Here is an 18,018-nt window from a genome sequence, read left to right on the forward strand (position 1 = left end):
GGACGTCCGGACCCGCCCGGCCGGGCAGGTCCGGACGGCGGCGGTCAGCCGGCCGTGCGGCCCGCGTCACGACGAGCCGCGTGGGCCGTGAGCAGCCGCTCCCGGGCCTGGTCGTCCTCGGCGGCCTGCACCGCCGTCCAGGCCAGTGCGACGGACGCCTGGAGCAGCGCCCGGTCGGCGGCCGGGGCCACGCAGGCCCGGGCGAACTCCGGCTGGTGGTTGACCGCGCCGCCGCTGTCGATGCCGATGCTGGGGTGCACGCTGGGCAGGACCCGGCTGACGTTGCCCATGTCGGTGCTGCCGGTGGGCATCGCGCGCTCCTCCTCCGGGGACACCAGGGGGCGGCCCAGTTCGGTCGCCGCCGCCCGGTAGGCCGCCACCAGGAACGGGTCGTGGGCCAGTTCGGCGTACGCGGGTGTCGAGCGGACCTCGTGGGTGCAGCCGGTGGCGACGGCGCCGCCCTCGAAGCAGGCCCTGACGCGCGCTTCGAGGCGCCCCAGGGACTCCATGTCGGCGGCCCGCAGGTTGTACAGGGCGCTGGTGTGCGCGGGGACCACGTTGGGCACCTCGCCGCCCCGGGTCACGATGCCGTGCACCTGCTGCCGCGGCTCGAAGTGCTGGCGGCCCACGCCGACGGCGACCTCCGCCACGGTCAGGGCGTCGGCGGCGTTGACGCCCAGGTGCGGGGCGAGGGCGGAGTGCGACTCGCGCCCGGTGTAGCGGACTTCGAGTTCGACCAGGGCGAGGGGGCGGGGAGCGCAGTTGTCCTCGGGGGCCGGGTGGACGAGCATCGCCATCGACACCTCGTCGAAGACCCCGGCCTCCAGCATCGCGATCTTGCCGCCGCCCTCCTCCTCGGCCGGGGTGCCCAGCACCATGACGGTGATGCCGAGGTCGTCGGCCACGTCCCTCAGCGCCAGGGCCGCGCCCACCGACGAGGCGGCGATGATGTTGTGGCCGCAGGCGTGGCCGAGGCCCGGCAGCGCGTCGTACTCCGCGCACAGCCCGACCGTGAGCGGGCCGCTGCCGTAGCGGGCGGTGAACGCGGTGTCCAGGCCGCCGGCGCCGGGCACCACCTCGAACCCCTCGTCCCGCAGCAGGCCGCTCACCTTGGCGGCGCTGCGGTGCTCCTCGAACGCGGTCTCCGGCTCGGCGTGAATACTCCTCGACAGCGCTATCAGTTCGTGTTCGGCGCGTTCGACGCTTTCGCGACAGCCACGCATGATCCGAGACGAGATTCGCATCTTCTCTTTCCCCTCCGAATGACCGGGATCGCCACCGGCCGGACGGCCGGACAATTCCCTGGCCTTTTCCTTCCTACCGGAGTCTCCGGCGAAAAGCGAGACCAGTCTGGAGAATTGACATGACGTCACCGAAAACGTCACTGGCAACGTCACCGACAGCCTCACCGACCACGTCACCGACCACGTCACTCACCTGGAACGTGCGGGCGGGCGACGGGGAGCTCTCGGTCGAGACGATGCCCTGGTCGCTGCTGCGCGCCACCGGCTTCCCCGCCGGACTCCTGGACGGGCTCGCGTCCGAGGAACTGCTCGGCACCGCCGCCGGGGTGCTCGCGGCGGAGCAGGCGGTCGCCGCCGAGCGCGCGCACTTCCTGGACCAGCTGTGGCCGGGGCTGCGGAAGGCCGTACGGACGGTCGAACCGCGCCAGCGGTCGCTGCGGGCCCTCCAGAGCTGCCGCCGGCTGGTGGACGGGGGCATACCCCTGGACGAGCGGTGCGCGGCGGTCCTCGCGGCGACCGGCGCGCCGGACTGGGCGCCCCGCTGGAACGCCCTGGTCGCCGCGCTCGACGAGCGGCTGGCGGCGGCCGGGACCGAGCTGGAGGCGGCCCTGCTGCGGGCCCGGCTGCACACCGCGCGGGCCGCCGGCCGCGACGACTTCGGGCACGCCGTGTTCGTGTCGAACCCCTCGTTCCACCACACGGCCCTGGAGACCCCGCCGCTGACGCACCCTGGCTGGGCGCAGGCGCGGGACGGGGGCGGCGCCCTGCCGCAGACCCTGCGCCGCCGGGTCGACACCCTGCACCGCTATCTGCGCCGGTTCGCCACCAAGTGCGAGACCGTCTCGTTCTTCGGCCCGGTGCTGTTCGGCCGTCTGGTGCCCGGGCAGGAGGAGACCCTGCTGGTCGGCGCGCCCGGCCGCGAGAAGGTCGTGGTGGAGGCGAGTGCCTGGCTGGTGGAGGAGCTGCGGGAGCAGGCCGCCCGCGAGGTGCCGCTGGCGCGGCAGCGCGTGTGGCCCAGTCCGCTGTTCCGCCGGCCGGACTCGTCCCCGGTGCTGGAACGGGCCGTGGACGGGCGCAGGTTCAAGGTCGCGGGGCCCGCGCTGGCGCTGTGGAGTGCCGCCGCCGCGGCGCCGGGGAGCCTGCTCGACTCGCTCGTCGGCGCCGCCGGCCCCGTGCCGCCCCCGCACCGGGCGGGGTCGGACGACGCGTACGCCGCCGGGCTGGTGAAGGCACTCGGACCGGCGCTGGTCGTCTCCCCCTGGCGGCTGCCGGCGACCGAGCTGCACGCGCTGACCAGGCTGGCGGCCGAGCACCCCGCGGACACGGTGGTGAACCTGGCGCAGGTCCGCGACACCTACGCGCGGGCGCCCTGGCCCGAGCGGGCGGCGCACCTCCTCGCCGTACGGGCGGCCCGCGCGGCGGACGGCGGGCGGGTCTCGCAGGACGGCGGGCGGCACTACGCCGACCGCGAGCTGTTCCACGAGGACAGGTCGAGTCCGCTGAGCGAGCGGGTCGGCTTCGGGGCGCCGGTCGTGGAGCGCATCCGGGAGGTCACCGAGGCGGTGTTCCCGCTGGTGTTCCTCGCGGCGCTGCTGGCCAGGGAGGACGCCCGCGACGCCCTGCGCGCCGAGCTGGGGGGCGCCCCGGCGCCGCTCGCCGCACTGGCCGCACGGGAGATACCCGCCCGTTCACCGCGCCGCGACCGGCTGGACGCGGTGCTGCGCCGGCTGGTCGGGCGGGCCGTGGAGGCCGCGGGAGCGGCCGACGGCCGCCCCCCGGTCGTGGAGCTGAGCGGCAGCGAACTGGCCGAGGCGCTGGCGCCGCTGTGGGACACCGTGACGTACGGCCCCGACGACGCCTGCCTGCCGAGCCCCGACCTGATGGTGGCGGGCCCGGACCCGGCCACCGCCGACTGGGTGCTCTCGGAGCTGCACGACGACTGCAGCTCGATCTTCGGGGGCCTGGAGCGTCCGCTGCACAGCGACCCGGACGGGCTGTGGGCCGGCTTCACCGAGCGGGTGGCGCGAGCCGTGCCGCCCGGGACCGCCGCGACCATCGTCTCGCGCCGGCGCAGCGCCCATGTGACCCCCGAACTCCCCGGTGCCGCCATCGAACTGAGCGGCCTCTCCGGCAAGGACCGGGCCGACGTGGTGCCGATCGCGGACGCCGTCGTGCCCGCTTCGGCCGACGCGGTGGTGGTGGGCGGCCGGCGCCGGCTGCTCCACCCCGGCGACCTGTCGTCGACGCTGCACCGCGCGGTGTCCAGACCCGCGCTGGTCCCGGTGCCGGTGGACCTCGGGGCGTACACCCCCAGGATCGTGGTGGACGGTGTCGTGGTCCAGCGCGCCCGCTGGCGGCTGAGCATTCCGGAAAGGGCTCCGGAGAAGACCGCGGACACCGTCGCCCAGTGGTTGTCCGTGCAGCGGATCCGGGCCGCCCGGGGGATTCCGCGCCACGTCTACGTGAAGCATCCGGCCGAACCCAAGCCGCTGTACGTCGATTTCGCCGATCCGCTGTCGGTGATCGATATCGCGCGACTTCCCGGAGGGGAAGTCGTCGTGTCCGAAATGCTGCCCACCCCGGACCAGTTGTGGTGGCGCGTGGCGGACGAAACGCATTGTGCCGAATTCCGTCTCGGCTGCATCGTGCGGCCGGTGACGTCCGACGATCCGCCGACCCCGGAACAACAGGAAGAGAGCGCGTCATGACCGAGGACCTCCGCATCACCTCACTGGTGAGGGACGCCTACGACAAGGCCGCCGAGCAGTACGAGTCCGCCGGCCAGATGATCTTCCACCCGCTGGGGAAGATGATCGCCGACACCCTGGAGCTCTCGCCGGGCGAGCGGGTGCTCGACATCGGCTGCGGGCGCGGCGCCTGCCTGTTCCCGATCGCCCACGCGGTGGGGCCGGAGGGCTTCGTGCTCGGCATCGACCAGGCCCAGGGCATGGTCGACGCCTGCACGGCCGACATCACGGCCCGCGGCGTCGCCGGCTGGGCCCGCGCCGAACCGGGCAACGCCCAGGACTTCGCCTTCGCCGAGCCGTTCGACGCGGCGAGCGCCGGGATGGTCCTGTTCCTGCTGCCCGAGGCGGAGAAGGCCCTGTCCTGCGCCGCCGCGGCGCTGCGCCCCGGCGGCAGGTTCGCCGCGACCACCTTCCCCACCGAGAACGGCAGGCTGGCCACCGGCTGGGAGTCCGCCGAGATCCTCTCCGGAGTGCTCGCCACGTACCTCCCCGAGGGTGTGGACGACCCGTGGCAGGTGGTCCTGGGCCTCGGCGGCCCGCTGGCCGGCGAGGAGTCCACGGCCGCCGCCTTCCTCGCCGCCGGCTTCAGCGATGTGCGGATCCGCCACGTCCCGGCGGACTCCCGCTTCGAGACCGTCGACGACTACCTGGCGTGGACCAGGACCGTGACCACCCGCGTGCAGTGGGACCTGGTGCCCACGGAGCGGGTGGCCGAAGCGACCGACGAGGCGCGCGAGGCGCTGCGGGTGCTCGCGGGGCCGGACGGCTCCCTGGAGTTCTCCTGCCCGACCAGGACCGTGCTGGCCGTTCGCTGACGGCACGACCGCAACCGTCTACCAAGCGCTGAACACAGAGCCGAGAGGTGCGATGACATGGCTCCTGACACGACCCCTTCGCTGATCCGTCCGCTGTCCGAACTGCTCGGCGGACACGCCGCCCGGATCGGGGACAAGGTGGCCTTCGCCGACGCCCGGCGGGGCGTCGGCTACCGGGAGCTGGATCTGCGGACCTCTCGGCTCGCCGGCCGGCTCGCCGCGCTGGGACTGGAGAACGGCGGCCGGGCCGCCGTCCTCATGGGCAACAGCGTGGAGATGGTGGAGAGCTGCCTCGCCGTCATCCGGGCGGGCGGCATCACCGTGCCGCTGAATCCGCAGGCGTCCGAGGCCGAACTGGTCCACTTCCTGCGGGACTCCGGGGCGTCGGTGGTGCTGTGCGACCCGGCGCGGCTCGACGTGCTGCTGCGCGCGGTGGCCGCGTCCGGCCTGCCCCGGCCCTCGATCGTGCTCGCCGGCGACTCCCCCGGCGTCGCTGCTTCCGACGCCACCGCGTGCGACACCACCGCGTGCGACACCACCGGGTACGACATCACCGCGTACGAGACGCTCGCGGGCACCCCGTACGACGGGCCGGCACCCCAGGAGAACCCGCTCGACGCTCCGGCCTGGATGCTCTACACCTCCGGCACCACCGGCCGTCCCAAGGGGGTGCTCTACTCCCTGCGCAGCTCGCTGTGGCTGGTGGAGGCCTGCCACGTGGGTGTGCTCGGGATGACGCGGGACGACCGGCTGCTGTGGCCGATGCCGCTGTTCCACGGCCTGGGCCAGAACCTGTGCGTCATGGCGGTCGTGGCCGTGGGCGCCGGCGCCCGGCTGATGAGCGGCTTCGCCCCCTCCGAGGTGCTGGACGCCCTGCGCGACGACGGGGTGACCTTCCTCGCCGGGGTGCCCACGACGTACCACTACCTGCTGGACCGCGCCCGCCAGGAGCACACCCGGCTGCCTTCGCTGCGGCTGGGGTTCGTCGCCGGTTCGGCCGCCGGCGCCTCCCTCGGCAGCCGTTTCGAGGAGGCGTTCGGGGTCCCGCTGGTGGACCAGTACGGATCGACCGAGACCGGCGCGATCACCTCGAACCGGCCGACGGGCGACCGGGTCGCCGGGGCGGCCGGCCCGCCCGTCCCGGGGGTGGTCATCCGCCTGGTGGACGGCGGTTCCGGCGCCGAGGTGCCCGACGGCGAGCAGGGCGAGGTCTGGGTCAGCGGCCCCAACCTGATGCTGGGCTACCACGGGCAGCCCGACGCCACGGCGCAGGTGCTGCGTGACGGCTGGTACCGCACGGGCGACCTGGCCCGCCGGGACGCCCTCGGGCAGGTGACCCTGACCGGCCGTCTCAAGGAGCTGATCATCCGGGGCGGCGAGAACATCCACCCCGTGGAGATCGAGGACGTGGTGCGCACGGCGCCGGGCGTGGCCGACGCGGCGGTGGGCGGGGAGCCCCACGAGGTGCTCGGCGAGGTGCCCGTCGCGTACGTGGTGCCCGGGCCCGAAGGCGTCGACGTCCAGGCGCTGTTCGAGCACTGCCGGACGCGGCTGTCCTTCTTCAAGGTGCCGGAGAAGGTGTACGCCGTCGAGCGCGTTCCGCGCACCGCGTCCGGGAAGGTCACCCGGCATCTGCTGGCGGACGCGGACCCCCGGTTGCTCGGTACGGCGTCCACCGGCGGGCCCGGCACGCCCGGCGAGCCCGGGGGCCTCGGGGGTCTCGGGGGCCTCGGGGGTCTCGGGGGCCTCGGGGCCGAGCCCGACCGGGGCGAGTGGTCCGGCCGTCTCGCGGCGCTCACGGCGGCCGAGCGGGCCCGGACGGTACTGGACCTGGTCCGCGCCGAGGTGGCGCTCGCGCTCGGCGTCGGAGCCGAACGGGTCACGCCCACACGGCCGTTCGTGGATCTCGGCCTCGGCTCCCTCGCCGTCGTGGCGGTCGGGCGGCGGTTGGGCGCGCTGGTCGGGCTGCGGCTCCCGGCGACGGCGGTGTTCGACCACCCGACGCCCGCCGCCTTCGCGGACCGGCTGGTCGCCGAGCTGACGGAGCCCGCGGAACCGTCGGAGCCGACCGACACCTCCACGACCGCCGAAGCGTTGCCGGCGGAGCGTACGGCCCCCGCACGGCCCGGCCCGGACGACTCCGAGCCGATCGCCATCATCGGCATGGCCTGTCGCTTCCCCGGCGGGGTGGAGTCGCCCGAGCAGTTGTGGGACCTCGTCGCCACGGGCCGGGACGCCACCTCGGACTTCCCCGCCGACCGGGGCTGGGCACTGGACACCCTGTTCGACCCCGACCCCGACCACCCCGGCACCAGCTACGTCTCACGCGGCGGCTTCCTGACCGACCCGTCCGCGTTCGACGCCGGATTCTTCGGCATAGCCCCGCGCGAGGCGACCGCGATGGATCCGCAGCAGCGGCTGATGCTGGAGATCGCGTGGGAGGTCTTCGAACGGGCGGGCCTCGATCCGACCGGCCTGGCCGGCTCGGAGACCGGCGTCTTCGTCGGCACCAAGGGGCAGACGTACAGCACGCTCGCCGCGCCCGGGTCCGAGTACGAGGGCCATCTCGGCTTCGCCACCTCGGGCAGCGTGATGTCCGGCCGGGTGGCCTACACCCTCGGTCTGCACGGCCCCGCCGTCACCGTCGACACGGCCTGCTCGGCGTCCCTGGTCGCCCTCCACCTGGCCTGCGGCTCCCTGCGCTCCGGTGAGTCGCGGCTCGCGCTCGCGGGCGGGGTCACGGTGATGTCCACCCCGGACGACCTGATCACCTTCAGCAGGCACCGGGGCCTCGCCCCGGACGGCCGGGTGAAGGCCTTCGCCGACGCGGCGGACGGCACCGCCTTCGGTGAGGGCGCGGGGGTACTGCTGCTCGAACGGCTCTCGGACGCGCGGCGGGCGGGCCACCGGGTGCTCGCCGTGATCCGGGGCAGCGCCGTCAACCAGGACGGCGCGTCCAACGGGCTCACCGCGCCCAACGGCCGGGCGCAGCAGCGGGTGATCCGCCGGGCGCTCGCCAATGCCCGGGTGGCCGCGCACGAGGTCGACCTGGTCGAGGCCCACGGCACCGGGACCACGCTCGGCGACCCGATCGAGGCCGAGGCGATCCTCGCCGCGTACGGGCGCGGCCGGGACCCTCGACGGCCGCTGTGGCTCGGCTCGGTGAAGTCCAACATCGCCCACACCCAGGCCGCCGCGGGCATGGCCGGTGTCATCAAGCTGGTGGAGGCGATGCGGCACGCCGTCCTCCCGGCGACCCTGCACGTGGACCGGCCGTCGCCGCACGTCGACTGGTCGTCGGGGACCGTACGGCTGCTCGGCGAGGCGCGGCCGTGGACGACCGTCGACGGGCGGCCCCGGCGCGCCGGGGTGTCCTCCTTCGCCATCAGCGGCACCAACGCCCATGTCGTCCTGGAGGAGGCGCCGCACTCCCCCTCGTCCGAGGAGGCCCCGGCCCCGGTCTCGTCCGAGGAGACCCCCGCCCCGGTCTCGTCCGAGGAGACCCCGGCCCCGGTCCGGGCGCTCACCGCCGTGCCGTGGCTGCTGTCCGCGAAGTCCCCGGCCGCGCTGCGCGACCAGGCCCGCCGGCTGGAGTCGTTCCTGCGTGCGGAGCCCGACCGGGATGCCGTGGACGTGGGGCGCACCCTGGCGCTGTCCCGGGCCGGGCTCGAACACCGGGCCGCCGTCGTCGCGGACCTCGGTCGCGGCGCGGACGGCAGGGACGGGGTGGAGGGAGTGCTGCGCGCACTCGGCGCGCTCGCGGAGGGCGAGCCCGCGGCCGGACTGACCACGGATCACGCCGGTGCCGCCCGGACCACGGCGTTCCTCTTCACGGGCCAGGGCTCCCAGTGGGCGGGCATGGCCCGTGAACTGTACGCGGCGTTCCCGGTGTTCGCCGAAGCGCTGGACGCGGTGTGCGGGCATCTGCCGCCGCAGGTACGGCAGTTGCTCCTGACCTCCGGCGACGCGGCGAACGACGGGCGCATCCATCGCACCGGCTTCGCCCAACCCGCCCTGTTCGCGCTGGAGGTCGCGCAGTTCGCGCTGCTGCGGTCCTGGGGGGTGCGCCCCGACGCGCTCGCCGGCCACTCCCTCGGCGAGCTGGCCGCCGCGCACGTCGCCGGGGTGTTCTCGCTGGCGGACGCCGCCAGGCTGGTCACCGCCCGGGGCGAGCTGATGGAGGCGCTGCCCGAAGGCGGCGCCATGATCGCGCTGGAGGCCACGGAGGACGAAGTCCTGCCGCTGCTCGCCGGCCGGGAGTCCCGGCTGGGGATCGCGGCCGTGAACGCGCCCCGGTCCGTCGTGGTCTCGGGCGACGAGGACGCCGTGGCGGAGGTCGCCCGAGTTGTGTCCGAAAAGGGCCACAGGACAAAGCAGTTGACGGTCAGTCACGCTTTCCACTCGCCCCGGATGGACGCGGTGCTGGAGGAGTTCGAGGCCGTGGCCCGCACCGTCGCCTACCGTGCGCCGGACGTGCCGATCGTCTCCACGGTCACCGGCGCCCTCGCCGGTGCGGAACTGCTGACACCCGCGTACTGGACCGGGCAACTGCGCTCGGCCGTCCGGTTCGCCGCCGCGGTGCGGACCCTGCGGGAGCGGGGCACCGACACCTTCGTCGAACTGGGCCCGGACGCGTCCCTGACGGCCCTGGTGCGTCAGATCGCCGGCGACGCCGACGGAGGTGACGGAGGTGGCCGGCCGAACGACCACCGTGCGCTGCCGGTCTCCCGGCGTGACCGGCCCGGTGCCGCGACCGCCGTCGGTGTCGCCGCCGCGCTGCACGCCGCCGGTGTGCCGGTCGACTGGGCGGCGTTCTTCGACGGCACCGCCGCCCGCCACGTCACGCTGCCGACCTACGCCTTCCAGCGCAAGCGTTACTGGCTGCCCGCACTCGCCGCTCCCCCCGCGTCACCGGCACCGGCCGTGGCCGAGGAGGACGTCGAGGAGGCGGCCCCGCCCGGGCGGGTGCTCAAGCCGGGTGAGCGCCCGGAGGTCGCCGCCCGCCTGGCCGGCGTGCTCGCCGGACTGGACGAGGAGAAGCAGCTCCTCCACATGATCGACCGGATCGCCACGCGGGTCGCGGCGGTGCTCGGCCACGACGGCGCGGACGCCGTCGACCCCGACGTGCCGTTCCTCGAACTCGGCGTCGACTCCCTCATGGCCGTGGAGATGCGCAACCAGTTCAGCGACTTCTGCGGGGTGAGCCTGCGCCCGACGCTCGTCTTCGAGCACCCGACCCCGGCGGTGCTCGCCGACCACCTGCTCGCGAAGGTGCTGGCCGCGGTGTCCGCCACGCCGGGCGTCGACGAGGACGCGGTGGACTTCGCCGCCGAGGTCGTCCTGGCGGCGGACATCTCCCCCGCCGACGAGGTGATCCGGGTCGCGGACGACCCGCGGGAGGTGCTCCTCACCGGCGCGACCGGGTTCCTGGGCGCGTACCTGCTGCGCGACCTGCTGCGGACGACCCGTGCGACCGTGCACTGCCTGGTCCGCGGCGCCGACGAGGCCGACGCGTGGGCGCGGCTGCGCAAGAACCTGGAGTGGTACGAGTTCTGGGACGGCATCGACCCGGACCGGCTGTCCGTGGTCGTCGGCGATCTCGCCCGGCCGCTGCTGGGGCTGGCCCCCGAACGGTTCGACGCCCTCGCCCGCAGCGTGGACAGCGTCTACCACGCCGCCGCGACCGTCAACGGCCTCTACCCGTACTCGGCGTTGAAGGACGCGAACGTCACGGGCACCGCGGAGATCCTGCGCCTGGCCGCACGGCACCGCACCGTGCCCGTCCACCACGTCTCGTCCACCGGCGTGTTCGCCGCGGAGGCGGTCCCCGGGCAGGCCCTCCAGGTGACCGATCCGCCGGGCCCCGCCGAGGCGCTGTCGTCCGGCTACCGGCAGACGAAGCTGGTGGCGGAGCAGATCATCGAACTCGCCAGGGGGCGGGGCCTGCCGGTCTCGGTCTACCGGGTGGACGAGATCTCCGGCGACTCGGAGCGCGGCTTCTGCCAGACCCACGACTTCGTCTGGCTGAGCATGAAGGGCATCGTGCAGGCCGGTGCCGTACCGCAGGATCCCGCCGGCATCTTCCACCTGGTGCCGGTCGACCACGTCAGCGCGGCGATCCTGCGGCTGTCCCGCGACGACCGGGCGGCGGGCCGCAACCACCACCTCGCCAACGGGACGCACCTCCCGTTCTCCGCGATGACGCGATCCCTCCGCTCCCTCGGCTACCGGCTGGACGAACTCCGCTGGGACGCCTGGGTGCGGCGCATCCGCGCCGACCGCGACAACGCGATGGTCCCGATGATCGACGCCTTCGAATCGACCATCTACAGCGGACGCAACCACTACCTGTCCGTCGACACCTCGCAGACCCGGGAGCTGCTGGCCGGTACCGGCGTCGACTGCCCGCCGATGACGCGTGAACTCTTCGAGAAGTACGTCGGGTTCTTCGTCCGCGTCGGCTACTTCCCCGAGCCGGGCGCCGACCGCTTCCCCGAACCGGGCGTCGGCGACCTTCCCGGCGGCGACCTTCCCGGCGGCGGCGCCGTGGACAGCGGTGCGCAGGCCCTCCGGGTCCGGGAGGCGGCGTGGGAGGACCTTCCGGCGATGGCGGGGATCTGCTTCGAGGCCTTCAACACCCTGAACGCCTCGCTCGGCCTCGCCCCGGAGTGGGCGTCGGTGGACGAGGTGACGGAGATGTTCCGGGACCGGCTCGCGGCCCCGGGCTGCCTCGCCTACGTGGCGGTCGACGGCGCGGGCTCCGTGACGGGCTCCAACTTCCTCGTCCTGGGCGAGTCCGTCGCCGCCTTCGGCCCGCTCAGCGTCGCGCCGGGCTCGCAGGGCGGCGGCGTGGGCCGGCTGCTCATGGACGAGGTGATCGGCGCGGCCGCCCGGCACGACCGAGGCTCGGTCCGGGCCGTCCAGGTGACCAACAACCTGGGCGCGTACCGGCTCTACTCCTCGCTCGGCTTCGCCCCGCACGAGCAGCTGTCCCTGGTCGCCGGGTACGCACCGCCCACCCCGGCGAACATGGCCGGCTTCACGGTGCGCGCGATGACCGAGGACGACGTGCCCGCGTGCCAGAAGCTGTACCGCTCGGTCAACGGCCATGCGCGGGACTCGGAGATCCACATGGCGGCCAAGCGGGCCTTCGGCTGGTCGCAGCCGTACGTGGTCGTGGACCGGTCGAACGGTGCGCTCGCCGGCTACACCACGGGCCTGTCCGACCTGGGCCATCTCACGGCGGTCTCGGAGGCCGCGGCACGGGCGCTGTACACGGGCGCCGGCGAGCTGATGCGCCGGACCGTCCCCGACGGCGCGCCGCCCCGGCTGCGCATCCCGGGCCGGCTGCTGCCCGAGACCCTGAGCTGGGCGTTCCGCACCCGGGGCATCACCCTGGAGCGGCTGGAGACGCTGGTGGTGCGCGGCTCGTACACGGCGCCGCGGCAGGGGGTGTACTGCCCGGGGCTGTCCTACTGACGCACCGTCGTGCCCTCTCGTACACCGTCGTACAGGGAGCACGCGAGGGCGCTCACCCCGTAGCCGTCGAGGGCAGGGTGAGCGCCGTCGCGCGTCCGGCCGGAAGCCGCGTTCGGTCGCGCGTCCGGAGGCCGCCGTTCGTCAGACCGGGGTGACCGGCACGTCCTCGCGCACGGAGCGCCCGCCCTTGGGTACGGCCAGCAGGGTGATCAGCACGCCGAGCACGGCGAAGCCCGCCCCGACGGCGAACGCGAGCCGGAAGCCCTCCGTCATCGCGTCGGCCATGGCCGGGCCGCCGGCCTGCTTGCCCTCAAGGAGCTCCCGGATACGGGCGTTGGCCACCGAGGAGAGCACGGCGAGGCCGAGCGCACCACCGATCTGCTGGGTGGTGTTGATGAGTCCGGAGGCGAGGCCCGACTCCTGCGGTGTCACGCCGGAGACCGCGACGATGGTCACGGGCACGAACGAGAAGCCGAGTCCGAGTGCCGCGACCACCGAGGGCAGGAGCACGTCCCCGGCGAACGTGCCGTCGGCGGGGATGCGGGTGAACAGCAGGAGTCCCACCGCGGTGAGCGCCAGACCGCAGGCGAGGACGGGCCTGGGCCCGACCTTGGTCACCAGCTGCGAGGCCGCACCGGCGGCGACGATGCTCGCCACCGAGAAGGGCAGATAGGACAGTCCGGCCTCCAGCGCGGAGAAGCCGAGCACCTGCTGGAGGTAGAGGGAGATGAAGAAGAACATCGACAGCAGCGCGGCGCCCACCAGCAGGGACACCGCGTTGGCGCTGGAGAGGTTGCGGTTGCGGAAGATCCGCAACGGCATCACCGGGTGCTTGACGAGGCGCAGTTCGACCAGGGCGAAGACCAGCAGCAGGACGGCCGCGAGGCCCAGCAGCCCGATGGTCCTGGCCGAGCCCCAGCCCGCCCGCTCGGCGTCCACGAGCGCGTAGACCAGCACGCTGAGACCGCCGGTGACCAGTGCGGCACCGGCGAAGTCGATGCCCGTGCGTTCGTGGCCGCGGCTCTCGCGGACGAACCCCGGCGTGAGGACGGCGGCGACGACGCAGATCGGCACGTTGACGAACATCACCCACTCCCAGCCCGCCCACTGGGTGAGCACACCGCCGAGCAGCACGCCGATGGCGCCGCCCGCTCCGGCGAGCGCGCCCCAGATGCCGAGGGCCTTGTTGCGTTCGGCGCCCTCGGTGAAGGTCGTGGTGACGATGGACAGGGCGGCCGGCGCGATGATCGCGGCGCCGAGGCCCTGCCCCACCCGCGCGGCGATCAGCAGGCCCGCGGTCGGTGCGAGCCCGCCGAGCAGCGACGTGGCGGCGAACAGGCCGAGTCCGGTCATGAACACCCGCCGTCGTCCGAGCAGATCGGCGGTCCGGCCGCCGAGCAGCAGGAAGCCGCCGAAGGCGAGTGCGTAGGCGTTGACGATCCACTGGACGTCGGAGTCGGCGAAGTGCAGGTCCCGCTGGATCGAGGGCAGCGCGACGTTCACGATCGAGGCGTCGAGCACCACCGTCAACTGGGCGACGGCCAGGACGACGAGCGCCTTCCAGCGGAGGGGATCCGGGGAGGAGGCCGGGGTCGAGGCCGAGGTCGGTAAGGAGGACGTGGGAGGCACGGCCATGGGAGGGATACGCTCCTGTGGGTTAAAGTGGTAACCGGAATCGGACTCACGGTTCCGGATGGCGACGATACGGAGGCGCGGTTCCCCTTGTCAATCACCCCTTCCCCACCCCCTTCCCGTTCCAGCACACCCACCGGCGGCAAGCTGCGCTCCGACGCCGCCCGCAACCGGCTCAAGGTGCTCGACGCCGCCCGAGCCGCCTTCTCCGAGTCCGGCCGGGACGCCCAGATGGGCGACATCGCCCGCCGGGCCGGGGTGGGTGTCGGAACGGTGTACCGCCACTTCCCGACCAAGGAATCGCTGGCGGAAGCGATCGTGGAGCACCGGTTCCAGCAGACCCTGGACTTCCTCAGGAACGAGGTGCTCCCCGACCCCGACCCCTGGCACGGCCTCGCCCGCTCCCTGGAGTTCTGCGGAATCATGCAGGAACAGGACCGGGGCTACGCGGAGACGGTCACCGCGATGATCGGCGGCAGCACGTTCGACGCGGCGGCGATCGCCGAACTCAACGAACTCACCGACACGGTGCTCAAGCGCGCCCAGGCCGAGGGTTCGGTGCGAGAGGACCTGACCGTCGCGGACGTGTCACCGCTCTACATCGGCCTCTGCCACGTCGTGCAGGCCGGGGTCACCGACTGGCGCCGCTACCTGGGCATCATCCTCGACGGGCTGCGCCCGCGACGGTGCGCGGACTGCTCCGGCGGCTGACACCGCCAGTCTCCGGGGGGGCGAATCAGGAAATCCGCCGGTAAATCCCCCACCTCGCCGAGCCTTTCGGCAAGAACCTCCCCCGAACGTGAACCCGATGGGGAGCCGGCCGCGTGTCTACGTCTGTAGGGCGACTGCAGAGTGGCCTTACGTTCGCTCAGCCACCTGGTAACGAAAGGGAGACCCGAAGATGAAGATCCTGTTCGCCATCCGTGACGCGTCCTTCGCCAAGAAGAGCCTGAAGGCCAGCGCTTGGTACATCTGGTACTAAGCCGGCTGATCGGTACCTCCGGTACCTGAACAGCTGATCCGCCCCCGCCCCTGCCCCCCCTCGCGGCCTCCGCCGGGAGACCGGGCCCGGGGCGGGGGCGGAGACCGGTCCCGGCAAAGTCTCGGAGACATCACATGGCACTCTCCCCCGCCTCCGCCCGTTCGCGAACCACCGTGCTCTCCCCTCGACTTGAGGCCCTGCTCAGGGACCATCTGGGCAAGGACGCCGTCCGGCTCGAACCCGACACGATCGGGGTCGCCGGGCCCGAGCTCACCGACCGGATCCTCGCCGCCCGGCGCGCCACCGAGATCGAACGGCCCACCTTCAAACCGCTGCACGGACGTTCGATCACCCGCACCGAGGCGTCCTCGGTGACGCGGACGATCGGCAGCGACGTGCGCGAGGCACTGAAGGCTCCGCTGCCGCCGAACATCGACCTGTCCGGCCCGTGGCCGCTCACCGGACACCTCTTCCTGCGCGACCTCATCCTCGGCCGGGACCCGCGCCGGCTGCGGATCCTGATGAGCCGCAACCTCGAACTGACGCCCCTGCTCACCTGGTTGGTGATCTCGGCCGGCGCCGCACTGCCCGGTAGGCCCAAGCCCGGCGACGACCTCACCGAACTCGGCAAGCTCACCGCGAAGGCAGCCAACTACCAGGACCGCCGGTACGCCCTGGGCATGTACCGCCGAGCCGCCGCACCGGTCTGCTTCACCATCTCCACCCTGGTCGCGAACGCGCTCTGGCTCGGCGCACCGTTCGACGACAGCACGCCGAACCGGAACATCATCTTCGAGTCGCTGCGCCTGCTGCCGCCGTCCTGGAACATCCTGCGCCGCGCCTCGCCCGAGTACCCCGCGATCGACCCGCGGATCGGCGCGGGCGACGACGTCCTCGTCCTGCCGCTGCTCTCGCACCGCGACCCGGCCCTGTGGGAGGACCCGCACGAGTTCCGCCCGGAGCGCTGGGACCACCTCGACCCGGACACCACTCCCGGCTACCTGCCGTTCGGGCACACCTCCGAACGCTGCTGGGGCCGGCACATGGTGATGCCGCTCGCCGAGCTGCTGCTGGACCAGATCCGTACGGCCGGCCTGGTCGTCGACCCCGAGCAGCGGACCGCCAAGGTGCCACTGCTCGGCCTGCTCGGCGTCAGCGAGGTCCGCGTCCTGAAGCCACGCGATGCACACTGATCACATGCACGCCGATCACATACAAACCGACCACAGCGGGGCCGACCACAGCGCCGCCGAACCGGAGTTCGCCGACGGCCAGTTCTACGCCGACCCGCACGCCGCGTACCGCCGCTGGCGCACCGAGGGCGGCGCCCGCAAGGTCCGGTTCGGCGGCGCGGCCGGACTCGAAGGCTGGGTCGTCACCGGCCACGCCGAGTGCCGGGCCGCCCTCGCCGACCCCCGGCTGAGCAAGAAGGCCGTCACCGAGGCGTTCGCCCGACACGTCGGGAACTCCGAGGGCGGCCCGGGCCGCGACCTGATGTCGCACATGCTCAACTCCGACCCCCCGGAGCACACCCGACTGCGCAAGCTGGTCCAACAGGCCTACACCGCACGGCAGGTGGCGGCCCTGCGCCCGATGGTCGAACGCCACGTCGGCGCACTTCTGGACCAGCTCGACGGGCCCGACCCGGTCGAGCTGATCAGCGAGTTCGCGCTGCCGCTGCCACTCGCGGTCGTCTTCGAGCTGTTCGGCGCGCCACAGGCCGAACGGGAGAACCTCCAGGTCCGGGGCAACGCGGTCGATGCCGACCCGGAGGACGACGGCGAGACGGACGGCGGAGCGGACGGCGAAGTCTCGGTGGAAACCGCCGAAGGCATGGCGGACTACCTGCGCGCCCTCGTCGACCACAAGCGCACCCACCCGGGCGACGACCTGATCTCCGAACTGCTCGCCGCCCAGGCGGACGGCGACCGGCTGACCGAGGCCGAGATCACCTCGATGGCCTTCCTGCTCGCGATCGCCGGCCACCAGACCACCGTCAACCTGATCGCGAACGGCATCCACACGCTGCTCGGCCACCCCGAACAACTCGCGGCACTGCGCGCGAATCCGGCACTGCTTCCCGGCGCGATCGAGGAAGTCCTGCGCTACGAGAGCCCGTTCAGCATCGCCTCGCTGCGCCGCACGACCGAACCGGTGACCATCGCGGGCACCACCATCCCGGCCGGCGAGTTCGTCCAGATCGCCCTGCTCGCCGCCAACCGCGACCCAGCCGTCTTCACCGACCCCGACCGCTTCGACATCACCCGCCCGGACGCCACCCGCCACCTCGCGTTCGGCCACGGCATCCACCACTGCCTCGGCGCACAACTGGGCCGCCTCCAGGCCGAGGTAGCGTTCACCGAACTGCTGCGCCGCTACCCCGCCCTACGCCTGGCCGACCCGGCCGAGGCCGCGCAGTGGCAGGACAACCCGAGGCACCGCGGGCTGCTCAGCCTGCGGCTACTGCTGCACTGACGACGCCGGGCGGTACCGCCCGGCCTGTGCCCCCGCCAGCCCCTGACCTCGGACGGGTACCACTTCCAAGGTCCTCAACCTCCACGTGCGGGTACGCTTCCAGAACTCAGGCCACGACACTGACAAGCAGCCCGGGGGCAAAGAGAGATGGCAACAACGCATCGGCTGTTCGGCTGGGTCTCTACCGATCGAACTGAATCGATCAGGCCCCTCGACTGCTGATCACCGCACGTCAGAAAGCATCGGCCCCGCGCTCGCGGGGATTGCTCCTGGCACCGGGCCCTCACCCCGGAGGAGGAGGCATCGGCCCCGCGCTCGCGGGGATTGCTCCGTGGGCGGGGAACTGCTGGGTTGGGCCGTCGAATCGGCCCCGCGCTCGCGGGGATTGCTCCCAGCTCCTGACCTCGGGCGGATACCAGCACCAGTCGGCCCCGCGCTCGCGGGGATTGCTCCGGGGAATGGCGCTCGCTCGGGCCCGCATTCCTGTCGGCCCCGCGCTCGCGGGGATTGCTCCCCGTCCACGATCACGGACCAGTGGCGCTTCGGGTCGGTCGTGTCCCCTGAAGTGGTGTAGCGGTCGTGGACCAACGGTCATGAAGTAGGTGGGAGTTCGTTGCGGCCGGGCTCGTTGGGGTAGATCTTCT

At 73.3% G+C, this 18,018-nt stretch carries 9 protein-coding genes and 1 CRISPR repeat array; of the genes, 7 read left to right on the forward strand and 2 right to left on the reverse strand.

Annotated features, from left to right (window positions below):
- Positions 1-44: 44 nt before the first annotated feature.
- On the reverse strand, positions 45-1,223 hold the full coding sequence (locus ABT015_RS24435; protein ID WP_350882490.1) for a M20 family metallopeptidase: 1,179 nt from the start codon (positions 1,221-1,223) through the stop codon (positions 45-47).
- Between the two features lie 140 nt (positions 1,224-1,363).
- On the opposite strand from ABT015_RS24435, the gene ABT015_RS24440 reads away from it, so the two are divergent.
- From ABT015_RS24440 to ABT015_RS24450, 3 genes are read left to right on the forward strand one after another with little or no spacing between them, the layout of a single operon-like run.
- Complete coding sequence (locus ABT015_RS24440; RefSeq protein ID WP_350882492.1) at positions 1,364-3,952, forward strand: lantibiotic dehydratase; 2,589 nt, start codon at positions 1,364-1,366, stop codon at positions 3,950-3,952.
- On the forward strand, positions 3,949-4,806 hold the full coding sequence (locus ABT015_RS24445; RefSeq protein WP_350882494.1) for a class I SAM-dependent methyltransferase: 858 nt from the start codon (positions 3,949-3,951) through the stop codon (positions 4,804-4,806). Before ABT015_RS24440 ends, ABT015_RS24445 begins: the two co-directional genes overlap by 4 nt.
- Positions 4,807-4,863: 57 nt before the next feature.
- On the forward strand, positions 4,864-12,285 hold the full coding sequence (locus ABT015_RS24450) for a thioester reductase domain-containing protein (protein ID WP_350882496.1): 7,422 nt from the start codon (positions 4,864-4,866) through the stop codon (positions 12,283-12,285).
- Between the two features lie 141 nt (positions 12,286-12,426).
- Here the strand turns inward: ABT015_RS24450 and ABT015_RS24455 are convergent, their stop codons facing one another.
- Positions 12,427-13,920 carry an MFS transporter gene (locus ABT015_RS24455; protein WP_350882498.1) on the reverse strand — a complete coding sequence of 498 codons (1,494 nt, stop codon included), beginning with the start codon at positions 13,918-13,920 and terminating at the stop codon, positions 12,427-12,429.
- 87 nt (positions 13,921-14,007) lie between these two features.
- On the opposite strand from ABT015_RS24455, the gene ABT015_RS24460 reads away from it, so the two are divergent.
- The 4 genes from ABT015_RS24460 (at position 14,008) to ABT015_RS24475 (ending at position 17,374) form a co-directional block, all read left to right on the forward strand.
- On the forward strand, positions 14,008-14,628 hold the full coding sequence (locus ABT015_RS24460) for a TetR/AcrR family transcriptional regulator (RefSeq protein WP_350882500.1): 621 nt from the start codon (positions 14,008-14,010) through the stop codon (positions 14,626-14,628).
- A 190-nt stretch (positions 14,629-14,818) separates the two neighbouring features.
- Positions 14,819-14,899, forward strand: coding sequence for a tryptorubin family RiPP precursor (locus ABT015_RS24465; RefSeq protein ID WP_224285092.1), 81 nt, complete (start codon positions 14,819-14,821; stop codon positions 14,897-14,899).
- Between the two features lie 134 nt (positions 14,900-15,033).
- Positions 15,034-16,092: a cytochrome P450 gene (locus ABT015_RS24470; protein ID WP_350882502.1), complete on the forward strand. Its 1,059-nt coding sequence runs from the start codon at positions 15,034-15,036 to the stop codon at positions 16,090-16,092.
- A 4-nt stretch (positions 16,093-16,096) separates the two neighbouring features.
- Entirely contained in the window at positions 16,097-17,374 is a 1,278-nt protein-coding gene (locus ABT015_RS24475) for a cytochrome P450 family protein (RefSeq protein ID WP_350882504.1), read from the forward strand.
- Positions 17,375-17,616: 242 nt separating this feature from the next.
- Positions 17,617-17,888: direct repeats of the CRISPR family, unit length 28 nt; unit sequence TCGGCCCCGCGCTCGCGGGGATTGCTCC.
- Positions 17,889-18,018: the final 130 nt, after the last annotated feature.

The organism is Kitasatospora sp. NPDC094016 (genome assembly GCF_040304045.1).
GTDB lineage: Bacteria > Actinomycetota > Actinomycetes > Streptomycetales > Streptomycetaceae > Kitasatospora.